Annotated in this window: 13 protein-coding genes and 1 tRNA gene; 12 read left to right on the top strand and 2 right to left on the bottom strand. The window is 47.6% G+C overall.

Annotated features, from left to right (window positions below; genetic code table 11):
• Positions 1–122: 122 nt before the first annotated feature.
• Both ACSNJE_RS06385 and murI read left to right on the top strand, forming a co-directional pair.
• Complete coding sequence (locus ACSNJE_RS06385) at positions 123–3,263, top strand: efflux RND transporter permease subunit (RefSeq protein ID WP_495252238.1); 3,141 nt, start codon at positions 123–125, stop codon at positions 3,261–3,263.
• 167 nt (positions 3,264–3,430) lie between these two features.
• Positions 3,431–4,243: a glutamate racemase gene (murI, locus tag ACSNJE_RS06380; protein WP_495252237.1), complete on the top strand. Its 813-nt coding sequence runs from the start codon at positions 3,431–3,433 to the stop codon at positions 4,241–4,243.
• Here murI and glgP read toward each other — a convergent pair.
• Both glgP and ACSNJE_RS06370 read right to left on the bottom strand, forming a co-directional pair.
• Positions 4,240–5,865 (bottom strand): alpha-glucan family phosphorylase, encoded by a 1,626-nt coding sequence (gene glgP, locus ACSNJE_RS06375; RefSeq protein ID WP_495252236.1) that lies wholly within the window; start codon positions 5,863–5,865, stop codon positions 4,240–4,242. The two genes, murI and glgP, sit on opposite strands and share 4 nt — an antisense overlap.
• 250 nt (positions 5,866–6,115) lie before the next feature.
• Positions 6,116–6,212, bottom strand: a tRNA-Sec gene (locus ACSNJE_RS06370).
• A gap of 215 nt (positions 6,213–6,427) precedes the next feature.
• Here ACSNJE_RS06370 and ACSNJE_RS06365 point away from each other — a divergent pair.
• The 10 genes from ACSNJE_RS06365 to ACSNJE_RS06320 all read left to right on the top strand — a co-directional run bounded on the left by ACSNJE_RS06365 (position 6,428) and on the right by ACSNJE_RS06320 (position 23,787).
• Positions 6,428–6,628, top strand: coding sequence for a TatA/E family twin arginine-targeting protein translocase (locus ACSNJE_RS06365; RefSeq protein WP_013119998.1), 201 nt, complete (start codon positions 6,428–6,430; stop codon positions 6,626–6,628).
• A 150-nt stretch (positions 6,629–6,778) separates the two neighbouring features.
• The gene (locus ACSNJE_RS06360; protein WP_052216389.1) at positions 6,779–7,750 is read left to right on the top strand and encodes a polyprenyl synthetase family protein; all 972 of its coding nucleotides are present in this window, start codon (positions 6,779–6,781) and stop codon (positions 7,748–7,750) included.
• A 208-nt stretch (positions 7,751–7,958) separates the two neighbouring features.
• Positions 7,959–9,005, top strand: a complete 1,047-nt coding sequence (imdcA, locus tag ACSNJE_RS06355) for an inner-membrane decaheme cytochrome A (RefSeq protein WP_052216390.1) — start codon at positions 7,959–7,961, stop codon at positions 9,003–9,005.
• 83 nt (positions 9,006–9,088) lie between these two features.
• On the top strand, positions 9,089–10,312 hold the full coding sequence (locus ACSNJE_RS06350; RefSeq protein WP_052216391.1) for a NapC/NirT family cytochrome c: 1,224 nt from the start codon (positions 9,089–9,091) through the stop codon (positions 10,310–10,312).
• 405 nt (positions 10,313–10,717) lie between these two features.
• Positions 10,718–12,244: a cytochrome c3 family protein gene (locus ACSNJE_RS06345; protein ID WP_495252235.1), complete on the top strand. Its 1,527-nt coding sequence runs from the start codon at positions 10,718–10,720 to the stop codon at positions 12,242–12,244.
• 43 nt (positions 12,245–12,287) lie between these two features.
• A complete protein-coding gene (locus ACSNJE_RS06340; protein WP_495252234.1) occupies positions 12,288–12,932 on the top strand; it encodes a tetratricopeptide repeat protein in 645 nt (214 codons plus the stop codon).
• Between the two features lies 1 nt (position 12,933).
• Positions 12,934–13,899: an NHL repeat-containing protein gene (locus ACSNJE_RS06335; RefSeq protein ID WP_495252233.1), complete on the top strand. Its 966-nt coding sequence runs from the start codon at positions 12,934–12,936 to the stop codon at positions 13,897–13,899.
• Between the two features lie 21 nt (positions 13,900–13,920).
• The gene (locus ACSNJE_RS06330; RefSeq protein WP_495252232.1) at positions 13,921–14,982 is read left to right on the top strand and encodes a cytochrome c3 family protein; all 1,062 of its coding nucleotides are present in this window, start codon (positions 13,921–13,923) and stop codon (positions 14,980–14,982) included.
• A gap of 256 nt (positions 14,983–15,238) precedes the next feature.
• Complete coding sequence (locus ACSNJE_RS06325) at positions 15,239–17,083, top strand: cytochrome c3 family protein (protein WP_495252231.1); 1,845 nt, start codon at positions 15,239–15,241, stop codon at positions 17,081–17,083.
• Between the two features lie 425 nt (positions 17,084–17,508).
• On the top strand, positions 17,509–23,787 hold the full coding sequence (locus ACSNJE_RS06320; RefSeq protein WP_495252230.1) for a multiheme c-type cytochrome: 6,279 nt from the start codon (positions 17,509–17,511) through the stop codon (positions 23,785–23,787).
• The last annotated feature ends 13 nt before the right edge of the window (positions 23,788–23,800 follow it).

Here is a 23,800-nt window from a genome sequence, read left to right as displayed (position 1 = left end):
CTTGATTGACAGCAAATTTTACCTTGTGATAAAATCAAAGCTGGACCGACTAGTCGGTCGGCTTAGATTTTTTCTGCTGCCAATTTAGTGAATTTAATTGTATTGTAAAGTAGGGATAAGTAATGAATCTGACTCAGTTATCTATTAAAAGGCCTGCCATGATGACAATGGTCATCATGGTCTTTGTTGTATTAGGACTGTATACATATCACCGGATGGGAGCGGAATTATTTCCTTCGGTAAATTTGCCCTATGTGGCTGTTGTAACCAACTATCCCGGGGCCGGCGCCGAGGAGATTGAGACGCAGATAACCAAACCCCTGGAGGATGAACTTGCCTCGTTGAGTCAGTTGAAGAGGATAAGGTCACAGGCTTCCGAAGGATTCACCTTTACGGTATTGGAATTCGAGATGTCGGCTGATGCTGACAAGGCGGCCATGGATGTACAGAAAAAAGTCGATATGATTAAAGGCAGGTTGCCTGAAGATGCTTCGGACCCCGTTGTCTACAAACAGGATATTAATGACCAGCCGGTACTGATAATGGCTCTGCAGAGTAAGCGACCTTTGTATGAGACAAAGAAGATGGCCGAGGATATGATTAAAGACCGCTTGCAGAAGATTGCCGGAGTGGCTGATGTTTCCGTCGTCGGCGGGCAAAAAAGAGAAATTCTGGTTTCTGTTGATAAAGCTAAACTGGCCGGATATGGACTGTCCCTGAACCAGATCATTAACCGACTGCGGGCGGAAAACCTGAACCAACCAAGCGGGCGCCTTGATCGTCCTGAGGCTGAGTACAACGTGAGAGTTTTGGGCGAGTTTAAGAGTTTAGATGATATCCGGAACCTGGATATACCTACCGGAAACGGCGCTTCCGTTCCTTTAAGCGCCGTGGCCACAGTAACCGACGGCTACCAGGAAGTAAGGGAATACAGCCGGGTGAATGGTGTCAGCGCGGTTTCATTAATGGTATTTAAGCAGAGTGATGCTTCCATCGTTGAAGTAGGCGAGCGGGTTAAAGAGGAAATTGACAAAATACAAAAGGAATTGCCTGAAGACGTGAAGATTATAGTTTCCCGGGATACATCACAGTTTATTCGCACATCTCTGGACGATACCCGTAACTCTATCATAGAAGGCATCTGTACTACTGCACTGGCTTTGTACATATTTTTACGGGAGTGGCGTTCGACGGTAATTGTGGCCCTGGCCATCCCCACGTCCCTCTTGGCTGCGCTAATGATGATGTTTTTTGCCGGGTTCACCTTCAACATGCTGTCACTGATGGGGCTGGCCCTTTGTATTGGTATTCTGGTGGACGATTCCATTGTGGTCATTGAAAACATTCACCGGCACCTGAAAATGGGCAAAGACCCGGCAACTGCGGCTCTGGACGGGCGGATGGAAATAGGTATGGCGGCAGTGGCCATTACTCTATCCGATGTGGTTGTTTTCACGCCAATAGCCTTTATGAGAGGGATGGTAGGGCAGTTTTTCCGACAATTTGGTTTAACCGTGGTTTTTGCTACACTGTTTTCACTCTTTGTATCTTTCACTTTAACTCCCATGTTGGCGGCCAAACTGTTCAAACAGGAAAAGGGTGCCGGCGATGAGGCGGGTTTGACCGGTTCCGGCAGGAAATCAATGTTTTCCTGGTTATGGAAACGTACCGGCCCAGTGGGCCAAAAAGTTAAAGAAACATACCTTAAATTTTTGCATTGGTCCCTTGACCACAGGAAAACAGTAATAATCTCGGTCATCCTTTTGTTCCTGGCCAGTTTGACGTTGCCGGCCCTTAACATTGTCGGGGCTGAACAGATGCCCAAAATAGACCAGGGAGATATGACCGTCAACCTGGAGATGCCGGTAGGTACGCCTATCGGTGAAACAGATAAGGTTTTGAAGGAAATTGAACGTTACCTGGCCACCATTCCAGAAATAAAATATTACCATACTACCCTCGGTTCTTCCGGCGGCATGCAGGGAACTTCGGCCGGTTCGCACCTGGGTAGGATAGGGATACAGCTTTATGAGAAAAAACAACGGGCGAGAACGATTTGGGAAATCGGGGACCAGATTCGCAAGTGGGGACAAAACCTTACCGGTGGGAAAATAAGCGTGATTGAAGCGGATAACATGGGCCCGCCGGGCGGGGATATTGAAATCCAGGTCACCGGAAATGACACGCAAAAGCTGGTTGCCTTGGCCGACCAGGTTAAGGCAACCGTTGCCAGAATTCCCGGGGCAAGGGATGTGGATACTGACTGGCGGATTGGTCAGCCGGAAATTCAAATCAAGATTGATCGCCGCAAAGCCAGTGATGCCGGACTGTCGGTTGATGAAATTGCCCGTACGGTGCGGGCCGCCCTGAATGGGTACACGGTCGGTAAATTCCGCCAGGGCGGGGATGAAACCGATATTAATATACGGGTGGAAAATTTGAATAAGTCTGATATCAACTACATCAAGTCCCTTCCTGTTACAACCGTATCCGGCAATGTCGTACAGCTTCAGCAACTGGCTGACATTGCGCCCGGCAGCGGGCCAACGGAGATAAAACGGATTGACCGGCAGCGAGCCATAGTGGTGAAGGGAAATCTGCGAGGCAGGTCATTAAACGAATTTTTGCAGGATGCCCAAAAAGAAGTAAATAAGCTTAAACTTCCCCCGGGCTACCACATTACTTTTGCCGGCCAGGCCGAAGGTATGAAAGAAACCTTTGCTGACTTAATCTCAGCTCTGGCCCTCTCAATAATCCTGGTATATATGGTACTGGTAATGCTTTACGAATCATTTATGACACCTTTTATCCGGATGATGGCGCTACCTCTTGGCGTTGTCGGGGCTTTACTGGCTTTAGCCGTCACCGGTAATACGCTGAACCTTTTTTCCATGATAGGTCTCATCATGATGGACGGCCTGGTGGCCAAAAACGGAACCCTGCTGATAGATTACACCCATACCCTGATGAACCGGGGCCTGACACTCAGAGAAGCATTGGTTGAAGCCGGAAAAACAAGGTTGCGACCAATAATCATGACCACTTTCACCATGATTTTCGGTATGCTGCCGACGGCTCTGGCTTTGGGGGAAGGCGCCGAAACGCGGTCAAGTATGGCCTGGGTTTTAATCGGGGGTTTGATTACATCTACTGTTTTTACCCTGATTGTAATACCGGTAGTCTATACCATTATGGACGATTATAAACAAAAGTTTACCGGGTTCATCAGCCGGCGCAAATCGAAAGAGGTTCAGGCAGGCTAGAGGGTCCAGCAAAAGCTGGCCCTTTGTTTATTGAGAGAATAAAAATACCGTTGTTTCTTAAAAAGAGGAGAAAGCTGTGGCTTTATCGAATAACACTAAAAGGTCAAATATGCATTGCCGGAAAAAACATCCGGTAGCTGTTGGCGAAGAAGCAGAGGGAGGATATAATGAGCAGCAGTATCAGTGACAGGCCAATAGGGATATTTGATTCAGGGGTAGGTGGGATCAGCGTATTAAAGGATATGGTCCAGTTACTGCCCAACGAGAAATTTATCTACTATGCTGATTCTTTGAATGCCCCCTACGGTACCAAAGATAATGAAACAATAGCCCGGTTATCAAGAAATGTTGCCCGTTTCCTGGTCGATAAAGGCATTAAAACTTTAGTGGTAGCGTGTAATACAGCGACGGCTGTAGCCATAAACCAATTGAGAGCGGAACTGGATATACCTGTTATTGGGATGGAACCCGCTGTTAAGCCTGCTGTTGAGTTGGGTAAGGAGGGCAAGGTTTTGGTTATGGCCACGCCTGTTACCCTGAAACAGGAGAAGTTCAATAAGCTGCTGCATAGATATGACGAGCATTCCAGAGTAATTCCTTTACCTTGCCCGGGTTTGGTTGAACTGGTGGAGAAGGGAATCACTCAGGGAAAAGAAATAAAGGAATATTTATCTAAATTGTTAGCCAATATTCAGCGGGAACAGATTGCAGTTGTGGTCCTGGGCTGTACCCATTACGTATTTGTCCGGGATACCATAAAACAATTTTTTCCGTCACAAATTCCGGTTATTGACGGGAACTGCGGGACTGCCAAACGGTTGCTGAAAGTGCTTGAAGATGCCGGACTTCGGGCCCCCGAGAAAAAAGGGGAAAAAGAAATTGGTATGCAGGTCCGGAAAATGGAAGTTGAGTTTTATACCTCAGGGGACCCCCACCACGTCATACCGCTGTGCCAATGCCTTTTAAATTTAAACCTTTAAACCATGGCTGGCTCCCGGTTTTTTTCCTCTTGTTCGCGGTAAGTCCTGTTGTACAAAAGTTCATAATATTCCCTGATCATTCTCTGTGCAGAGAATTGATAGTGTGACATGTCAATACTTGCTCTCATCATCTCCAGCCATTTTTCCCGGTTGTTGTAATAGGTGGGGATGACTTCGTCAAACAGGACTCTGTATAAATTTTGCACGTCGAGTTCGTCTTCGTTTATATCGGTGAGAGGTTCTTTACACACGGTACATATTAGCCAACCGCTGACACCATGTTGACAACCTTCGGCTACCCATCCATCAACAACGCTAACGTTCAAAACTCCGTTCATCGCGGCCTTCATGCCCGAAGTGCCGCTGGCTTCCAGCGGCCGTTTGGGATTGTTCAGCCAAACATCGCTACCGCGTACTAACAACCTGGCAATATTCATATTGTAATTTTCCAGGAAAACCACACTGTTACTGTATTTGCGGTCCATTTTGACCAGGTCCGTGATGATTTCTTTGCCGAGCGTATCACGTGGGTGGGCCTTCCCGGAAAAGACTAACTGGATCTTGCCTTCTTTCAATAAAGGTTCGATAACTTCCGCATTGCGGAATATCAGGTCACTTCGCTTATAAGCGGCCGCCCGGCGGGCAAAACCTACTAACAGGGCATCGGGGTTCAGCTCATTTCCGGTTTGTTCTTTGATATAAGCCAGAAGTTCCTTCTTATGCCGCATATGAGGTTCCCACAGGTCCTCGCCTCTTTCAAAGGCCTCCTTTATGTCATCGGCCTGCCATGTCGGTGTATGGACTCCGTTAGTAATAGAGATAATAGGCGCTGCGTCACGCACTTCTTTCCACATTGACCTGGCAGTCTGGCCATGGAGTTTAGAGACGGCATTGGCCACGGTAGATAGGCGTAAGGCTGCAGCCGTCATATTAAAGGGGTCGCCGCCCAGCTTGCTCATTTGTTCGTGGTTTAAGCCGTTATAAGCTTCCATATGCTGTAATAGAGCATGGTCATGGGATTCGTTACCGGCCGCAACGGGCGTATGGGTAGTAAAACATACCTGTCTACGGGTTTCCTGCCAGGCATCCTCAAAAGACATATGTTGACCATGCATTTTTTCCCTGATTAATTCTATACCTGCAAAAACGGCGTGTCCTTCATTGAAATGATAAACGTCAACCTCTATGCCCAAAGCTTTAAGGGCCCGTATACCGCCTATACCAAGCACCATTTCCTGCGCAATTCTGTCTTGGGCCGTGCCACCGTACAACCTGTTGGTAATCCAACCGTGGGGGCTGCCGGGATAATTGGTATCAAGAAGGTAAAGAGGGGCGTTTGCGTATTGGTCGACCAAGCGGATTTTGCAGATTACGTCTTCACCCCTGATCCGTACTGTGACGGTTTTTCCTGTATCTTTTATGTTTGAATAATCGTAATCAGGGTAGAGGTCGTAAGGCCTTCCGTCTTCTCCTATGAATTGTTCCGTATAATCCTGTCGCCAAAGAATGCCTATACCGACAACAGGCAGGTTCAGGTCATGAGCCGCTTTCAAGAAGTCTCCAGCCAAGACCCCCAGACCACCGGCATATATCGGTAACTCATGGCTAAGTCCGTATTCCATGCAAAAATATGCTACCTTGGGTTGTTTTTTTATGATTTCAGCCAATATAAGCCTGGTACAGTTTATATGCCTACCTGTACCTGTACCAGTGTTCACCTCCTAGTTATAACGTCAAGACCATGCTTATATTATTTTGCTTGGTGGGAGGTGAATTTATTCGATATAATAAAAAAACGAAGACCTGTTGGTCTTCGTTGCTGATCAAATAATAACTAATAAAATATCCAAGCTAATCGCTATTGAAAATATATGGCGGGAGCGTGTGGGAATCGAACCCACCGCGGACAGGATCACTGCCCGCCAACGGATTTGAAGTCCGGGCAAGCCACCAGGCCAAATCCGCTCCCGCAAGAGGACAACAATTATTATAATATAACCGACATTTTAAGTCAAACATATTCGGCGCCTGAAAAAACATTCCAGGAATGGAGGACATCTATAAAAATATTGATTCCCGTCGGTCAGACATGGGTTTACTTTTACGTCAGAGTATGAGATAATATAATCGAAATATCCCCCAGTTTTGTCACTATATATTTGCTTACAAGGGAGGTTTAAAGTGATGTTCGGTTTTTTGCCAAGCATAGGGTTCCCTGAACTGATATTAATATTGGTTATCGCGTTAATAATCTTCGGGCCCGGTAAGTTACCCGAAGTGGGTAAGGCTCTGGGCAAAGGTATCAGGGAATTTAAAAGCGCTTCCAAAGAAGTGCAAAAGGAAATTCACGAAGCAGTTAATACTTCTGATAATGAAGCCAAATAACTTAGGAGCAGGTACAATCTGCTCTTTTTTTATAGCGACTTATTTTGGCAAATTTGGCAGGAATTTTTTCGATATTATCGAATATATTGCAAATGGATATGCTAGTATTCATAACAAAAGATAAGTTTTCTTTTCCAAGCAGGTGAATCGATGAAGGCTAAAGAATTATTCGGCGAGATCCGCAATGATCTTGTTCTGGTAGAGAAAGAATTAAAAAAAATTGCAAATTTGCCGGAAGAAAAATTATTGTCAGAGACTTCAGGTCATTTATTGAATGCCGGCGGTAAACGCCTTCGGCCGGCTTTTGCTTTACTGGCGGGAAAGACATTTCAATACGACCTGGAAAAACTGTTGCCATTAGCAGTAGCCTTGGAATTAATTCATATGGCTACCCTGGTCCATGACGATGTAGTTGACGCCTCTGTCACCAGAAGGGGAATTCCAACTGTTAAAGCAAAATGGGGAAACCAGGTTTCTGTTTATACCGGCGACTTTATTTTTGGCCAATCCCTGATTCAGATTGCCAGGTGCAACAACAAGAAAATTGCCGAAATACTGGCAGATGTAAGCGTAAAAATGAGTGAAGGAGAAATAGTCCAGTTGCGGACAACCTTTGACCCCAAGCAGTCTTTGCGTGATTATTTGTTTAGGATCAAAAGAAAGACTGCCCTACTTATTTCAGCCAGTTGCGAATTGGGTGCGCTTGCTGCCGGGGCCCCGGAAAACTTTGTCCGGGCGCTGCGCTGGTACGGATATTACCTGGGGATGGCTTTCCAGATTACTGATGATATCCTAGATTTGATTGCCGAAGAAAAAGAACTGGGGAAACCTGTTGGCAGCGACTTGCGGCAAGGGGTTGTCACGTTACCGGTAATCTTTGCTTTACAAAAAAGCCCGCGCAAAGAATGGCTGGCTGAAGTTGTTGGAAAACCAGACAAGAAAGAGGGTGAAGTCCTAGAGGCTATTGATGAAATAAAAAAATGCGGGGCCATCGAATATTCTTTTGGCGTGTCCCAAAGATATTTGATCAAGGCTAAGCAACGGCTGGAAATACTGCCTGAAAGTAATGCAAAAAAGAGTTTAGCGCTTATTGCAGATTTTATTAACATCAGGACTTATTAGAGAAAATTGGCAATTGAGAAATGAATCAAAAAATTCTTACATCCAAAGAAGGGATTTTGCAATTTTTGTAGAAATTCATTGTTTATTAGGAGAGGCCAAAACTTAGTATTTTTAATTCTATCTATTTTTTGTGCTTCTTATTTTTATCTTTTGTTTTGATATGTGAATTGCATTACAAGAAATTTTGGGGTGAGGAGGCTAGTTTGGGATGGGTATCCGAGACAAATTTAAGTTTGATTTATCAAAGACCGAGGATAAACTGAAACTGTTTATCCTGGTAAGCGGCGCTCTTTTGTTTATCCTGGTTGCTGCTGTGGCGGGGATTTCATTAACCATGTCCCCTGAATTCTGTGTTTTATGTCATGACGCCATGCAGCCCGAATACGTGACGTGGAAAGTATCATCACACAGTAATATTCGCTGTGTGGACTGTCACATGGAGCCAGGTGTAGTTAACATATTAATAGAAAAAGTAATGGCTTCCAAACACTTAATTAATTATGCCATAACCAAGGAATATAAGGAAGAGAAACCTCTGCACATGAAAAACGAACTGCCAAGCCATCTCTGTGAGAAGTGTCATAATGTGAAGAACCGGAACTTCACACTCTCTGGTGATCTCATTGTGCCGCACGAGTTGCACGGAGAAAAAGGAGTAGGATGCGTGAAGTGCCACTCCGGTGTTGCCCATGGTAATATTTACAAGAGGGGTGTCAGTGTTGGCGACATTGGAGCATGGACCTTGGAAGACGGAAAGAAAAATATGGCTAAGCAATTTACTCAGCCGGATATGGATGTCTGTGTGGAATGTCACATGAACCCGGCCAAGTTCGGCGTGCAAGGGGTTAAAAGCGTTACCTTCCGCTGCGAAGCTTGTCATAAATCAATCTTTACTCCGGAAAACCATAAAGACAAAGGCTGGACCTCCCAGGGCTTACATGGTGTGAGCGCCGAGTCCGGCGACAAAGAGTTCAAGGGCTGCGTAATGTGCCACAGCATCGGTGTGAAGACCGAGAAGATTGCTACCGGCAACAAGGTTAAGGACTTTGCTTGGGGTAATCAGTTCTGCTCCAGTTGTCATGCCAAACTGCCGCCAAGCCATGCGCAGAGAGATGTCTGGATGCCGAACCACAAAAAAGTTGTGGCCACCAAGGGCATGAAGAACTGTGAAGCATGCCACAGCCTGAAGGCTCCCGAAGGAAAGGTTTCTGCACCCGCCGGTCTCTATTGCAACAAGTGTCACTGGTTCAAGTAGAATTCATTTCACCTGACGCGCTTTATTTACTGCACGATATCCACCAGGGGACTTGGCTGAATGTCCACTAGGGAGGAACCTTGATGAAGTTACCTCAATGGAGCTTGTTTAAAAAACTGGATCTTTCAAAGACGGAAGACAGGCTGAAACTATTTATTCTTGTATCTGCTGTCTGTACCTTTATGTTAATAGCTGTGGCCGGCGCCATTCGGGTTACCATGGAACCATCATTTTGTGGCAAATGCCATGTAATGAGGCCTGAATATGTAACGTGGGAGGCTTCCTCCCACGTTCAGGTTGCCTGTACCGACTGTCACATTAAGCCGGGTCTGGGCAACCTGATTATACATAAGATTGCGGCGCTCAAGGAGTTGGCCCTGTATTTTACGAACACTTATGATCGTCCGATAAAAATGAGCCATAAGCTTCCCGATGAGGTCTGTACGCAGTGCCATTCAACCTTTCGTGAATATACTCCGTCGGGTGATTTGATAATTCCCCATGAGCGCCACGCGGCTAAAGGTGTAATGTGCGTGGAATGCCATTCGGGAGTGGCCCACGGTAATATTGTCAGACGGGGTTTAACCAGGGACGGGAATTATGCGGCCTGGACCACTGCTGTCGGGAAACAGCAAATGGCCAAGGATTTTACCGAGCCAAAAATGAATGTCTGTATGGACTGCCACAGTAAACGCAAGGTAACAAATGCCTGCGAGGCTTGCCATACATCGATTACCATGCCGCCTGACCATAAAGTCAAGGGTTTTGGCGTCACCCACGGGAAACTGGCTAAGAAGGATATAAGTTATTGTAACAAGTGTCACTCTTATGCAGTGGCCGGAAATGAAATCCCCGGAGTCAGCAAAGTTGCCGAATATGCCAGGGGGAATTCCTTCTGTTACAACTGCCATATGAAACGACCCGATGGCCATACTGAAGACTGGCGTGTCATTCATAAGCGGTCTGCCAAAAACAATGTTGACGGATGCTTAGTATGCCATAACAATACTCCGCCCAGGAAAGAGGACCTGGCGACTCCGACCTATTGTCAGCAATGCCATGGTGCTGTAGCCAAAGCTGAAACATCTAACAGCGGTGTTGTACAGAAGAGCGGCGTTCCGCAAGCGGAGAAGCAGGCGGCGAAGCCGGGCAACACGGCTGACGACTTTAAGAAAACCAAAGCCCACCCGCCAGGCTGGAGAAAACAGCACCCACAGTTTATTAAGACTGAAGGGATTGCCAGGGGCAGATGTTTCTCCTGCCACGATACAACCAACTGTTCACGGTGCCATACGGGAACGAATTAAAATTTGTCGAATTATGTAAATAAAAAGTTGGTGGAATAAGGAAAAAAGCAGTGGATTTTTATGGTGTTTTAGGATTATAATATAATTAACCGCAGAAGAAAATTGAAGAGCAGGAGAATTATCATTCTCCTGCTTTTTCAGGCCTTTTTAGACTGGTATTTTCATCCTCTGGGACCACCAAATACCTCAGTTGGCGGACTTTGAAAAAGCCCTATGTGCGTACCAAAACCAAAATTTAGAAGGGGTTTATAAATTTTTGGCGAATCAATTAATTAGAAGAATTGAACATAAAATCCACTGCCCCCCTAATCTTTTTTCACCAACCATACGATATATAAATATAGATAGAAATCTAGATTAGCCGCACCAGTTGTTGTGGAAAGGTGGCGAAAGGAGCCGATAATAATGGGGCGTAACAGGATATTGATGTTCGGTCTCCTTACGGTAGTAGTGGTTGGGATTCTTGTATCCTTACCGGCGGTCCGGCAGGAGCTACGCCAAATACTTAATACTATACAACTTTATATTAGCGATAACCCCACCGGTCCCAAGCTGCCGGACAGGGAAAACGATAAAAAAGAATGTGGTTACTGCCATTCCGATAAAAGCAGGGACTTCAGTAAAAAGTATCAACACGCCCCCTTTGCCAAGTGGTTCTGCAAGGACTGCCATGCTTCCCACACCGTGGGCAGCGGAAAATACGAGTACGTGGTGGAAATTGATAAGCTTTGTACCACTTGCCACTTTAACCGGAAACCAAACGCGCTTTATCCATACCAACATATGCCCTACCAGAAAGGCCACTGCACCGATTGTCATGACCCACATGCATCAGATTACGAATACTTGCTACGTATGCCACAAAAGGAACTTTGTACAAGCTGTCACCGAATGGAAATTTTCTGGAATTTTTCTGTTAAACATAAACCTTATGAAATTGGCGCCTGTGCCGATTGCCATGACCCACATGCTTCAAAATACAGAGGCATGACCAGGCTGCCGGGTAAGGCGCTGTGCTTCACCTGCCACTATGACCGGCAGAGTGAGACCCTGCAGCCCGTACAGCATCTGCCCTTCAGTACGGGTGAATGTACCAACTGCCACGGCGCCCATGCCACCAATGCCGATGCGTTGCTTCTGTTGCCGGGTAACAGTTTGTGCCTGAGTTGCCATGTGGGCATGAATGAAAAACTGAAAACGGGTTATGTACATACCCCGGTGAAGAGAAAATGTACCGAGTGCCATGTGCCGCATGCATCCAGGTACCCGGCTCTGCTGCCCGAACAGAGGACCAACTTGTGTTACCTGTGTCACGGTGACCTGCGTCCGGAGTTCCAGAAAGCGTCCAGGCATCCTGTGGGTAACGGACTTCTGGAGTGCGACGGTTGCCATGACCCGCATGTAGGGAAAGGACCGAAACTGGAAAGAGAAAAGGGTAATCAATTATGCTACTTATGCCACCTTGGGCTGGAGTCCACTTATGAACAACTGGCCCACGCTAAGAAGGCCAAGGGCCCGGGTGGGGTAGGGGCATGTACCAATTGCCATGTACCGCATGGGTCCAAATGGAAACCATTGCTGCGAGACAAGCAAGAGCCCATGTGCAATAACTGCCATACCAAGATTGCCAAGGCCAGGATTAACCATCCCTTCGGGGAACAGTATAAAGACCCGTGGCACGGCGGGACCATGCACTGCACCAGTTGCCATGGGCCGCATGGGACGCCTTATAAGAAATTTACGTTGTTGCCTGATGATGGGTTCTGCCTGAAGTGTCACGGTGAAAAACGAAAGGACAATGCAAAGTACTATACAGTACACCGTCTGGTACCGGCGAAAAATGAGCCCAAGCCAAAAGAGGTGGAAACAAAGGTACCGCCGAGGAGTGCGAATAAGACGAAGGCTGTAAACAAGAAGGCTGGAGGACCATAGTAGTTGGTTTGGTACGAAACATAAAGGTTTAGGGGGATAAGACATGGAGCAGACAAATTCGGAAGTTTCCCTTCGTACAGCGCTAATTATATTAATTGCAGTTATTGCGGTATTGGTAGCAATTGGTTTATATGTTGGCAACAGGTTTTTCTGGAATCCTGTTGACGCCAGAACTGTGGCCGAAAAACGCTTTGACAGCATTGAGTCCACCTACAAAAAGAATCCCAAGGATACGCAGGCTGCTTTGGCTTATGCTATTGCATTATATAATAAAGGAGAAAACAGTGCTGCGGACAGGCTGTTTAAGGAATTGGCAAAAAAAAATCCGGGCAACAACGCAGTTCTTGTGAATTATGCAATTTTTAAGAAAGACACCGGTGACAGGAAAAAAGCTGCAGAACTGTTCGAAAAGGTGCTCAAAAAAAGTCCGTACTTTGTACCGGCCAATGTTCAATATGCGGTTTTGTTACGTGAACAGGGCAAATATGAGGAGGCTCTGACGAAGATTGACAATGCCTTGAGGATTGAACCTGCTGCTGCTGATATTCTTCTCGAAAAAGCAAAAATTTATATTGGGATGAAGGATAATCAGAAAGCCAGGGAGTGTTTGCAAAAGGCTCTGAAATTTGTTCCCAATTATGAAGAGGCACAAAAACTTATGAAACAACTGGAACAGGAAGGTAAATAATATGGCGAAAAAAATATCGAGATCAACCCTGCTGAACATTATATTGGGAGCTGCTTTAATCGTTGTGCTTGTATTCGGATATTTTTACTTCAAGAGAGTAAGTCCTGTTGAAGTAGCGCAGACAGTAGTTCCAGCCAATTTGCCGGAATATGAATTTATGTTTCCGATTTATGGGGGAGAAAAGGAATTCAATAATCCGTATGAGATACTGGCTTTTAATGATGCAGTGTACGTGTCTGACAGTAAAAATGCCAGGATTGCCGTCTATGACCGAACCGGCAAGCACTTGAAAGACATTGTTTCCAAGGAAATGAAGTATCCGGCAGGTATGTACTGGGACGGCGAACGTTTGTGGGTGGCCGAACCCCAGAACCATAAGGTCCTTGTCATGAATGCGGACGGGAACATGGTTGACCAAGTTTCACTGGACAAAAAAGTTCTGGTTGCCGATGTTGCCGTCGATGGAAACAAATTGTATCTTATCAATACAAGGGCCATGCGGATTGAGATATATGACCTGAATACCAGAAAACTTATTAAGAGTTTTGGGGGGATCGGCAAGGAGGAAGGAAAACTTTACTATCCCTATGACCTTACGGTCAGAGACGGAAAACTGTATGTAGCAGATTCGCTTAATAACAGGATTAATATTTATGACCTGGACGGTAAATTTATAAAGACCCTGCCCAAACGGACCGATGATCCGAAAAAGGGAGGTTTGTCTGTCCCGCGCGGTCTTGCATTTGATAAATCCGGCATATTGTATACTGTTGAGGGTATGGCTCACCGAGTTACTGCCATTAACGATAAAGGTGAAATTGTTATGCAGCTTACCAAGAGTCAGCCCATTAATGAAGATGAGGTTATGGATATTACTCTCCCGACGGACGTTACATTTGATGAAGTCGGCCGTCTGTATGTCCTAGAACACGGGTTTAAGCGCATACTGGTTTATAAAAGAAAATAGCCTGGAAAGGAGGTGACTATGATGAAAAAGGCATTATTAATTTCCTTACTGGCTGGTCTGATTACACTGATGGCAGCAGGAACCGCATTTGCCCTGGAGCCGTATTATCATGGCGACTTTGCCGCTGATACCACAGGGTGCGCCAAGTGTCACGTTACCCACGCCGGTGCTGCCAAGGCCTTGTTGATTGCAGGTCCCAAGCAGACTGATTTCTGTTACTACTGTCATAACGGTATACTGAAAAGTCCGTATGATGCTGAAAACGGCCAGATAGAAACAAGTACCGGACTTCATGCTTCCCTGGCCGGTGGTTTCTTGAAGACCTTTGACTTTGACAACAAAGTATATGGCACTGATGACAGCAACACTGCCAATTATGTTTATAGCACATCCGTTCACGGTGTAGAAAATTATGACAGCAATGACTGGCTTAACGGAGTGCAGATTCCCGGCGGTAGCAATACTCTGACCGGCGACTTCCGTTGCGGTTCCTGCCATGACCCTCACGCCGGCGGTACTTATCCGACACCGGGTGTGATGCCGCGTCTGTTGAAGAAAACCTTGCCGGCTGCTACACTTGACCCGGCCAATCATCAGGACTGGGAGTTCACTGCCGTTGCTGCTTCTCCGACCGGTGATTTCAGGTCCAAAATTGTTACTGATTATGGCGTAAATGCCGGTGTATGGTGTGCAGGCTGCCATGACCTCTTCAATCAGACTGCCCACAATGCCGGTCAGGCACAGGAAGCTACCACCGGTAAATACATGCACCGGATGAACTTTGTCATTAATGCAAGTCAGGTTACCAACATTCAGCATGCTACTATTGACAAACTGGCTTTGGCTGACAACGCCGGTGCCAAGACACTGACCTGCCTCACCTGTCACAGGGCGCACGGTACTGCTTCCTCTGTGAACGCCGGCCTGGTATTCCCGCGTGCCGCTTCGTACTTGCACGGGGACGGGACTGCAGCATCTAATATGCAGAAGTCCAGTGTCTTGTTAAGAGAGAAGGACAGAGACGTTTGCTATGACTGCCACGGTGCTGCTCAGTACAATACACCTTCTTTGCAAGGGCCTTAATCAACAACTTTTACAGGAGTGCCCAGGTCCTCTCTGGGCACTTTCTGCATTTTTTTTGGGTTTTCGACATTTGTGTAAAATTTTTTTATTAGTTCAAAAAAGAGACAATTGAGCGTGACTATAATTGCTGTTAGGCAGTTTCTATAAATTTTAGCATTAAAAAAACATGGTATTAGTATAGTGATTGTATCATAGAAATTATTAGACCCACAGAAAAAAGACAATAGACGAATCGATATAGAAGGGAGGTATTAAATTGAAAAGATGCATATTACTGTTCATTATGGTATTGACTGTGGTTTTATTCCCGTTAACCGGCACAGCCGGCGCGGTTTCCAATGATTGCAGTAAATGTCACGGTGACGTGGTAAAGAACTTTGAACTGGATGCGCCAACTCCTGAGTCGACGTGTGCTGTGTGTCACAACCACTATGCCATGAACGCTAAACACCCTAATCCTAAATGGACGGCCCAATATATTACAGGTATTGGGTATTTTAAGAGTGCAGACAGTGTGTTAACAGGTCCGCCGGCCATACACAATTATCACAACGGTTCGAATACTCCGGCCGGTACCAACAGTTGCGGTAAGTGTCACATGGCAGTCAAATGTGAATCTTGTCATCAAAACGTCAAGCATAAACAACATGGAAGCTCAGAAATAACCAGTTTCCCTGCCTATGTTGTTGCTGACGGAAAAGCCTATGCTTCGCAACAGCTATCCTGTGCAGCTTCAAATTGCCACAGGTTTTACTCACCTGGTATTGTACGCACTAATTCCAACGGGACACAACTGTGTGTAAATTGCCACAGCACAGATAAGAGTGGGCATAATGAAACGAATTTGGGGCCTTTGCATGATTCTTTCTCTTCCACCTTGAATATCGGGGTCACCAATTATCAGGTTTCGTGTGAGGGTTGCCATTTTGCTTCATTATCGATGGAGCATAAGAATGCGGCCGACAGGCTGGGCCAGCCGGAGGACAGTGAATGTGGCTACTGTCACGGTTCTACGGCTCAATCAACTGTTGCGGCTGCAGTCAGTGACATAAAATCCGCAAATGCACAAATTAACGATCCGAAATTGAAGGCTGAAAACCGCGGCTGTGTGAAATGCCATTTTAATATTGCTGTACTACCGGCAAGACCTTCCGAGCATGTGACTTATCATATAGCTGTTAACAGTAATAATTTAAGTGTTGTTGGAGGGCCGCATAAAGACTGTAATACCTGCCATGCTAACGTTAAATTGTTTTCTACTATAAGCAATTTGGCCAGAACGCCCATAGATCAACGGAAATATGATTGTTTTGTGTGTCATAACCAACAATTTAATTTAGCTCCGGTACATAAAGCAGGACTTGATGGACAGTTGTCTGACGTAAATGAGGTGCACTCTGGCTGTAATACGTGTCACACTCCGGGTACTAAGCCGTCAGAGAAAGTAGCGCAAATTATTGATGAGTTGAAAAATGGGGCTGAAGGCTATGAGTGTGTGGATTGCCACACCGGGGATGTGCTTGATGCAGGACATGCAGGGAAAATTGATGCGAATTGTACCCAGACTTGTCATAAAAGCACTTTAACGGCAGAACATTTGAACAATCCTGTTACGCAGGCAAATAATCAAGAAAATCCATTAACATGTAACACATGTCATGCGAATCCAGGCGTAAAATTTGTAATAGCTATAGGAGATACTGATTGTGCTGCCTGCCACTACCAGGCTCATAATTTAAATATAGTTCAGCCGGTTCCGGCAAACATACCATTGTATCAAGGATTTGAGTGGTCTACTCCTCAAAATGCAGAAATTTGGCTGGGCGAACCATGGTTTGATGTGACTTATCAGGCTAATTCCAAACGGATTGTATCAAACAGGCGCTCAGATGTTAATTCAGAACAGATAAAGGACTTTTACTTGACAAATATGACTACTCTGGGGTGGATGTCTTTATCTGAAGAAACTATAAATAGAACTATAATACTCAAATTCAACAGTGGCAAACGATATGCGTCTGTTATGATTTACGATTCCGAGGTTCCGGAAGGGCAAACAACAATTCCGGCAGGGATAAAAATTGACATATTTTACAAATAATATTGTTTTTTGATTTTATTGAAAAAGATATGCTGATTATTTGGGCATATCTTTTTTTGTATTTACTTAAATGTATTTATATACAAGTATTATTGGAGCCAGAGCTACTAAACTATGAAACCTGCTTAAGATATAAGGGGCGTGATAACAGGCATATTTTATGCGAAAATAATATTTAAGTAATTATGGAAAACGGGCGTTTTGAGGGAAATAAGTCGAAAAAATTAGCGATATTAAGTATTTTTCAGAATTTAAAAGGTATTGTAACATAAATCCAGTTAAGATAAGTTGAGAATTCAAGCGATAAATATTATGATATAAAAGTGGCTAAATATGTAATTTTCTAATGTAGGGCTTTTATGAAGGAGGTGAAATCAGGAGTGCAGAAGGTAACTGAAAAAATATTAAAAAAAGGAGGTGAAATCGTGTATAAAAGAAAAGTGGTTTTATTAATTATGTTGCTTGTGGGTATTATGGGTTATGTCGCAGTTGAACCTGCAGCAGCGCAGACTACAACTGATTGCACAACCTGCCATGGAGATGTAGTGAGCAATTTTGATTTAGCACCGCCGGTGCCGCAAAATACCTGTGCTACCTGTCATAATCATTATGCAGTTAATGCTAGCCATCCCTATCCTAGTTGGACGGCGGTATATGTGCAGGGGATAGGCTATTTTAAATCGCCCGACAGTGTAAATGTACGCCCGCCGGACGTGCATACATATCATAACGGCAAGAACACGCCGGCGATGACAGGCAGTTGTGCCAAGTGTCACCAGTCAGTCAACTGCGAAACATGTCACCAACCGGTAAACCATAAACAACATAGCAGTTCCAGCTATGTTTTTCCGACTTTTAATGTTGCTACAGGATCAAGTTATGGTTCGCAAGTATTATCCTGTGCCACCTCGCAGTGCCACAAGTTCTATTCAACCGGAGGAATACTAAGAACCAACCCCGACGGCACTCAGCTCTGCCTCAATTGCCACAGCTACGATAAATCAGGGCACACCGAAGAAAGCCTTGCCGCCAAACACTCAACCACCTTCACGCAGACGTTGATTCCTGAATCCAACAACGAACCCATTAACTGTACGAGCTGTCACGATAGTTATCTGAACAGGGAACACTACAACAACAGCAACGACTGTACCACCTGCCACAGTTCCACTACGCCTGCTGAGGTAAAAGCTGTGGTTGACAGCGCCAACGGTGTTGAGGCCAACCGGGCCTGTGAAAAGTGCCACTTTAACATGGCTGTGCTGCCGACACGCCCGTTGAGTCACCCGTTGTACCACGTGGCCGACAAGAGCAACGGCCTCAGTGTGGTCGGAGGACCGCATACAAGCTGTAATACCTGCCATGACAGGGCTGAAATTCAGGGTACTATCAAAACCCTCGCCTACAGTAGTGTAAAAGACTACTCCTGTCTAGACTGTCATACAGGCGGCAGCAATCCGAAGGCTCCGGTGCACAAGGCCGATTTCAACGGCCAGCAGATGGCTATTATGGACGTACATACCAGTTGCGCTACCTGTCACACTCCCGGCACCACCTATGCGGCCAAGGTTGCAACTATCGCTGCCGCATTGAAGGCTGACCCAGCAGGAAGCTACTCTTGTACTGAGTGCCATACCGGTACTGCCGGCCATAAGGCTACCTTTGAGGGAGTAACCTATAACGACACGACTGCCTTCCACCTGGCATGTACTGATTGTCACAACGATACTTACAAGAGTACTATAGCCAGCCTGAAAGAACAGGTTAAACTCGGGTTAAGCTACGATTGTGCGGCCTGCCACAGTGCCGGCGCCACCAAGGGGGTATCACCTTATTACCCGGTACACCAGGCTGGAAATGATGCCGTTGTTGGGTTCCACCCGGCATCCTGCAACACCTGTCACGGAGTAGTTAACGGCAAGTACAGCATAAACCTGGATGGTCTCAGGTCCAAACTGCCTGCGCCGGGATACGCATGTACTGACTGCCATAACGGGACAGTGACGGAAAGCGGTCTGGTGGCTAACGCTCCTTACCACAAGGCGCAGGATGACAAGGGCACCGTTTATGTGACCACTGATTTCCATCCGACCTGTGGAACCTGTCACGACAGCGCCGATGCCAATGTGGTGAATACCATCAACACCAAGTCCGGCACCACCACGCCATATCTGTGTGCTGACTGCCATACCGGCGGGCTGGCTGCCCTGCACAATGCCAAGTGGACCAATGGCACAGCATATGAGACTACTCAGTTCCACAAGGATTGTGCCCAGTGCCATGCCAACACCAATCAGGCAGTAACCGACAAAATTCACAGTCTGAGCGGCAGTACCACAGGCTATAACTGTACCGATTGCCACAACGGCCAGGTAGTTCCGGCAGCCAGGCACGCAGCCAAATTGAACGCCAATGACGCTGTTGAGCAGGAGACAACCCAGTACCACCTGAAGTTATCGGCAACTGCGGCAGAGTCGTGCTTCCAGTGCCATAACAATGACCTGGTGGCTGCTGATATGACCGCTATTTTCTCCGCGGTGAAGAGTGGAAACGGCTACCTGTGTACTGACTGCCATAATAACGGTACCAGCGCGCCTTATACGCCCAATCACTCAGCCGTACTTGACGCGGAGAGCTTCGACACCTTAACCCTGCACCCGGCCTGTACTACCTGCCATACTACGGCAGCAGATACCAACATCAGGAACCTGAAGGGGCAGACAGGTTATCAGTGTCAGACATGTCACGGCGATGTTTCAGCCAAGCACACCAGTCCGACAGTACTGACCGGCGGTATGATCACCTGTGCATGGTGCCACAGCAGTGATCTGGTAACATCTCACCTGAATCCGCCTGTTCAGTTGGCCAAAACCATGCAGTGTACTACCTGTCACGGTGCGGCTTCACCGGTGAAGACAAAGGTAGAGCTTGGGCAGAAAGACTGTTTTGCCTGCCATGACGGTGTTACCCTGGATCCCGTTCACCCGGGCAAACAGTATGTGCCCAGGCACCTGGCTGTATTCCCCGAGTTTTTACCCGAGTACAGCCCCAACTGCGTCACATGCCACTACAACGGTACTCTCGGGTCTGTGCCGACTGTTGATTCACTGCACTCCAAGTACCTGGTGGGTTGCGGCGAATGCCACAACGATACTACCTTTAAGCCGGCGGTCACCAGCCTGAGCACCAACTGTGCCGGCTGCCATGACAATGCCGTCAAACCCGGCATGGATATGACCGAAACCCACAAGGCATTCCATAACGCCAATACTGCCAAGTACCCGGCCACAGCCGGATGTCTGGAATGCCATGCCAAGGACGCCACAGTTGACGGCCAGAGCTTGCTGGGTGTGCATAAGAAGAACCCGAATTCCACCGTCACCTGCGATACCTGCCACGGCGCCAATGCCCGGGCAGAAGTCAAGGCGGCAGTGGCGGCAAATGACATAAGCTGCCAGGCCTGCCATGCCAATGTAAGCCACAACCACGATGTAACAGCATATGAAGCCAATACAGATGTAAACTGTGTCAACTGCCATGCCACCGACAGCACTACCAAGGCTACCGAACTGAGCAAGCTGCACAGTAAATACGGTAAAGATTGTTCAGCATGTCACACCGCGCCCTTTGAGACAGCCGTAATAGCCAAGGACGGTACTATAGACATGCTGAAGAACGGTACCGAACCGATTTACTGCAGTACGTGCCATAACGGCGATACAGCCAACGGTTACCCGGCAACCAGGGAAACCAGGCACGCTCCGGAACACCAGGCAATGCAGAGTGAAGCAGTAACCTGCAGCACCTGCCATGACGGGACAACAGTACAGGGATCCTTTAATATCGCAGCCAATACGCCCGTTGACGTGACCGCAATCCACAGCAGCAACAACTGCAATACCTGTCATGACAACGCCAACGTACAGGGAGTGATTAGCGCCAAGGTTGGTCTGGCCAACGGCACATACAACTGTACCGAATGCCATGACGGGACCAAGGCGAAAACCCATAACAAGATGCATACGGTGACAGCATTTACCGATGACGGGGCCACCGGCTGTACAAACTGCCACAATGCCGACGTAACGGTGCAGCACAGTGCGAGCTTCAAGGCAGGGCTGAACTGCGATACCTGCCACGGCACAAACGCAGCTAATGTTCTGCCGAACACGCCAGCAGTAATTAAGGCGAACCTCAGCTCCAATCTCAGCAGGACAGGATATACCTGTACCGATTGCCACGGTAATGTGTCCCATCAGCATAAAGTGGCCAAGACCGGTTACCAGGCGATGCCTGCGGTTGAATGTTCCACCTGCCACGCCACCAATACGGCCACAGGCGAGGCGGAGCTATACGAACTGCACAGTAAAGCCGGTATACCCAACTTTGGATGCGCCACCTGCCACAACAGCACCTTCGAAGGTGCCGGCAAACCCATTTCCGGCGACGGGAATTTGGATATGATGAAAAATGGCGCGCCCATTTACTGTACCGACTGCCATAACGGCAGCCTTACCAATACTGTGGACTCAGGACACCAGGCCGAGCACAAGGCCAAACACGGGGCTACCGGCATGAGCTGTAACAGTTGCCACGGTTTCACTGCTGCCGCAGGGCAGGCTGTTGACATTAAGTCAACAGATATCCACCCTGGCGGATGTAATACCTGCCACAGTGGGGCTTCAAATACTCCGGCTCAGCAGAAGGCTATTGTTATGATAGCCAATGGTGTTGGAAAGGCCAATCCAGAGTACAACTGCGAGGACTGCCATGGCCAAATTCACCTGGGCTGGGATGCCAAGCACAAGCCGACATTCCCTGCTGACCCGAATATGAACTGTGCCAATTGCCACGACAATTACCTGCCGGCAGAGCATACCAAGGCCCTGACTGCAGCAACGGGAATTGGTTACGAAATATTCCGGGCTACTTCCAGCAGCGGGCCCTGGACTTCCATCGGCAAGACAACAGCTACCGCTTTTGCCGATACCGGCTTGGCGGCTGATACAACTTACTACTATAAAGTCCGGGCCTATGACGGCAAGCCCAATTACTCGGCAGACAGCGCTGTGGTGAGTGTCAGGACCCTGCCTGCCACATCCGTCAGCACAGTTAATCCCGATTCAGCGCGCTATGCTTCCGGTAATAACGGTGAGTCATCCAACGATCCATCATCCACCACAGACGTATTATCCAAGCTGACCGATAACAGTAACAGTACCTACGTCACAGTAAAAGAAAACGGCAGCAGCGACCAGTATATTTTTGTCCGGGTGGCAGAGGAAGCACAGAAATATGCCAAGGTTGAACTGAAGCTCAGTGTGCGGTACTACAACGGCACCAACCTGAGAATATACCCCTATGCCACCGATACCGGAATTTATACCAGCAGCTCCAGTTATTACGTCAACGGTCCTGTACGCTCCAGCTCATCTTCATTTATCACGGAGACTATCGATGTTACCAAAGCAGCCCAGGCCATGAGCGGGTTCGGCTGGATGAAGTTCCGGATTAAGCCCGATCCCGGCAAGTCGGCCAGCGTCTATATTGCCAACGTGCAGCTTGTGCTGACCCAGAATGCCGCTTCCGGAGGCAGCGTCAGCAATCCTCCGGGTGACCTGAGTCCGAACAGCGGTGACACAGTAGCGCCGTCCGTACCCACAGGGCTGACTGCGCGGGCAGATTACTACGACCGGGTAGACCTGTCCTGGACCGCCTCGACTGATACCGGAGGTGCCGGCAGCGAAGCCCAGACCTGTGCATTATGCCACAGCAGTGCGGCACCCGACCGGGTGAAGACGGCCGTGCAGAACAAGAACGCCAACTGCAGCGCCTGCCATGACATTCACGGAGATATAGCCACAGTGCATACCGCACCCGATTTTGGCTTTACCTCCTACAACTGGAACTGCAGCAAGTGCCACAGCGCCGTATTGACAGAGGAACATGCCAAACGCGGTCTGAACTGTGCCACCTGCCATGACAGCGCCAAAGCCAAGGTCAGGGCAGCTATAGACAGTACAGCCACCGACGGCAGCAACCGGAGGTGCAGCAACTGCCATACCGGGACAGCCGATGGAGCGGGAGCTATTCATACCGATATAGCCACACCGCACCTGACCGGGATTTTCCCGACGGCTACCGATGCTGACTGCCTGAACTGTCATGATACCCAGAAGGCAGAATTTGCCGATACCAGGGCAGCTTACCACGTAGTGGCCGGTCTGACCAGCAAGGCCAGTGGTTACGGCAAGTATATCAGCCCCTGGACAGCGACCAGCGTAGTTGGCTGTAAGGGTTGCCACGGGGATAACAATGACGGCAAGGCACAGCAAGCAAACATCCTGAAACGGCCGTACACATATACTGCCAACTCAGGACAGGCCGATATGCTCTGCTTCCTTTGCCATGACCGGGCCACATACGGTTACGGCGGCAGCACAAGCGGTACTTCAGGTTTCAGCGAGGGCGGAAAGAACCTGCACAATATTGGTGACCACAAAGTCAACGGCGTTGTGCAGTGTTCCTGGTGTCATGCTGCAGTACCGCATGGTACCGCGAAGGCGCACCTGATCGTGACCAAGTCTGACCCGAATTCCGCAGGCAACCTGCTGACGAACTTTACCCATCCGGCCAGTGGAAACTACAGCAAGAGAAGTTGCGGTTCGGACAGCAAGCAGTGTGATGACCACAAGGGTTATTAATTAACCTGCAAAA

It is taken from the genome of Thermincola sp. GK-1 (genome assembly GCF_059412445.1).
The sequence above is the reverse complement of the archived record's forward strand: the minus strand, read 5'-3'. Positions and strand labels throughout refer to the sequence as shown.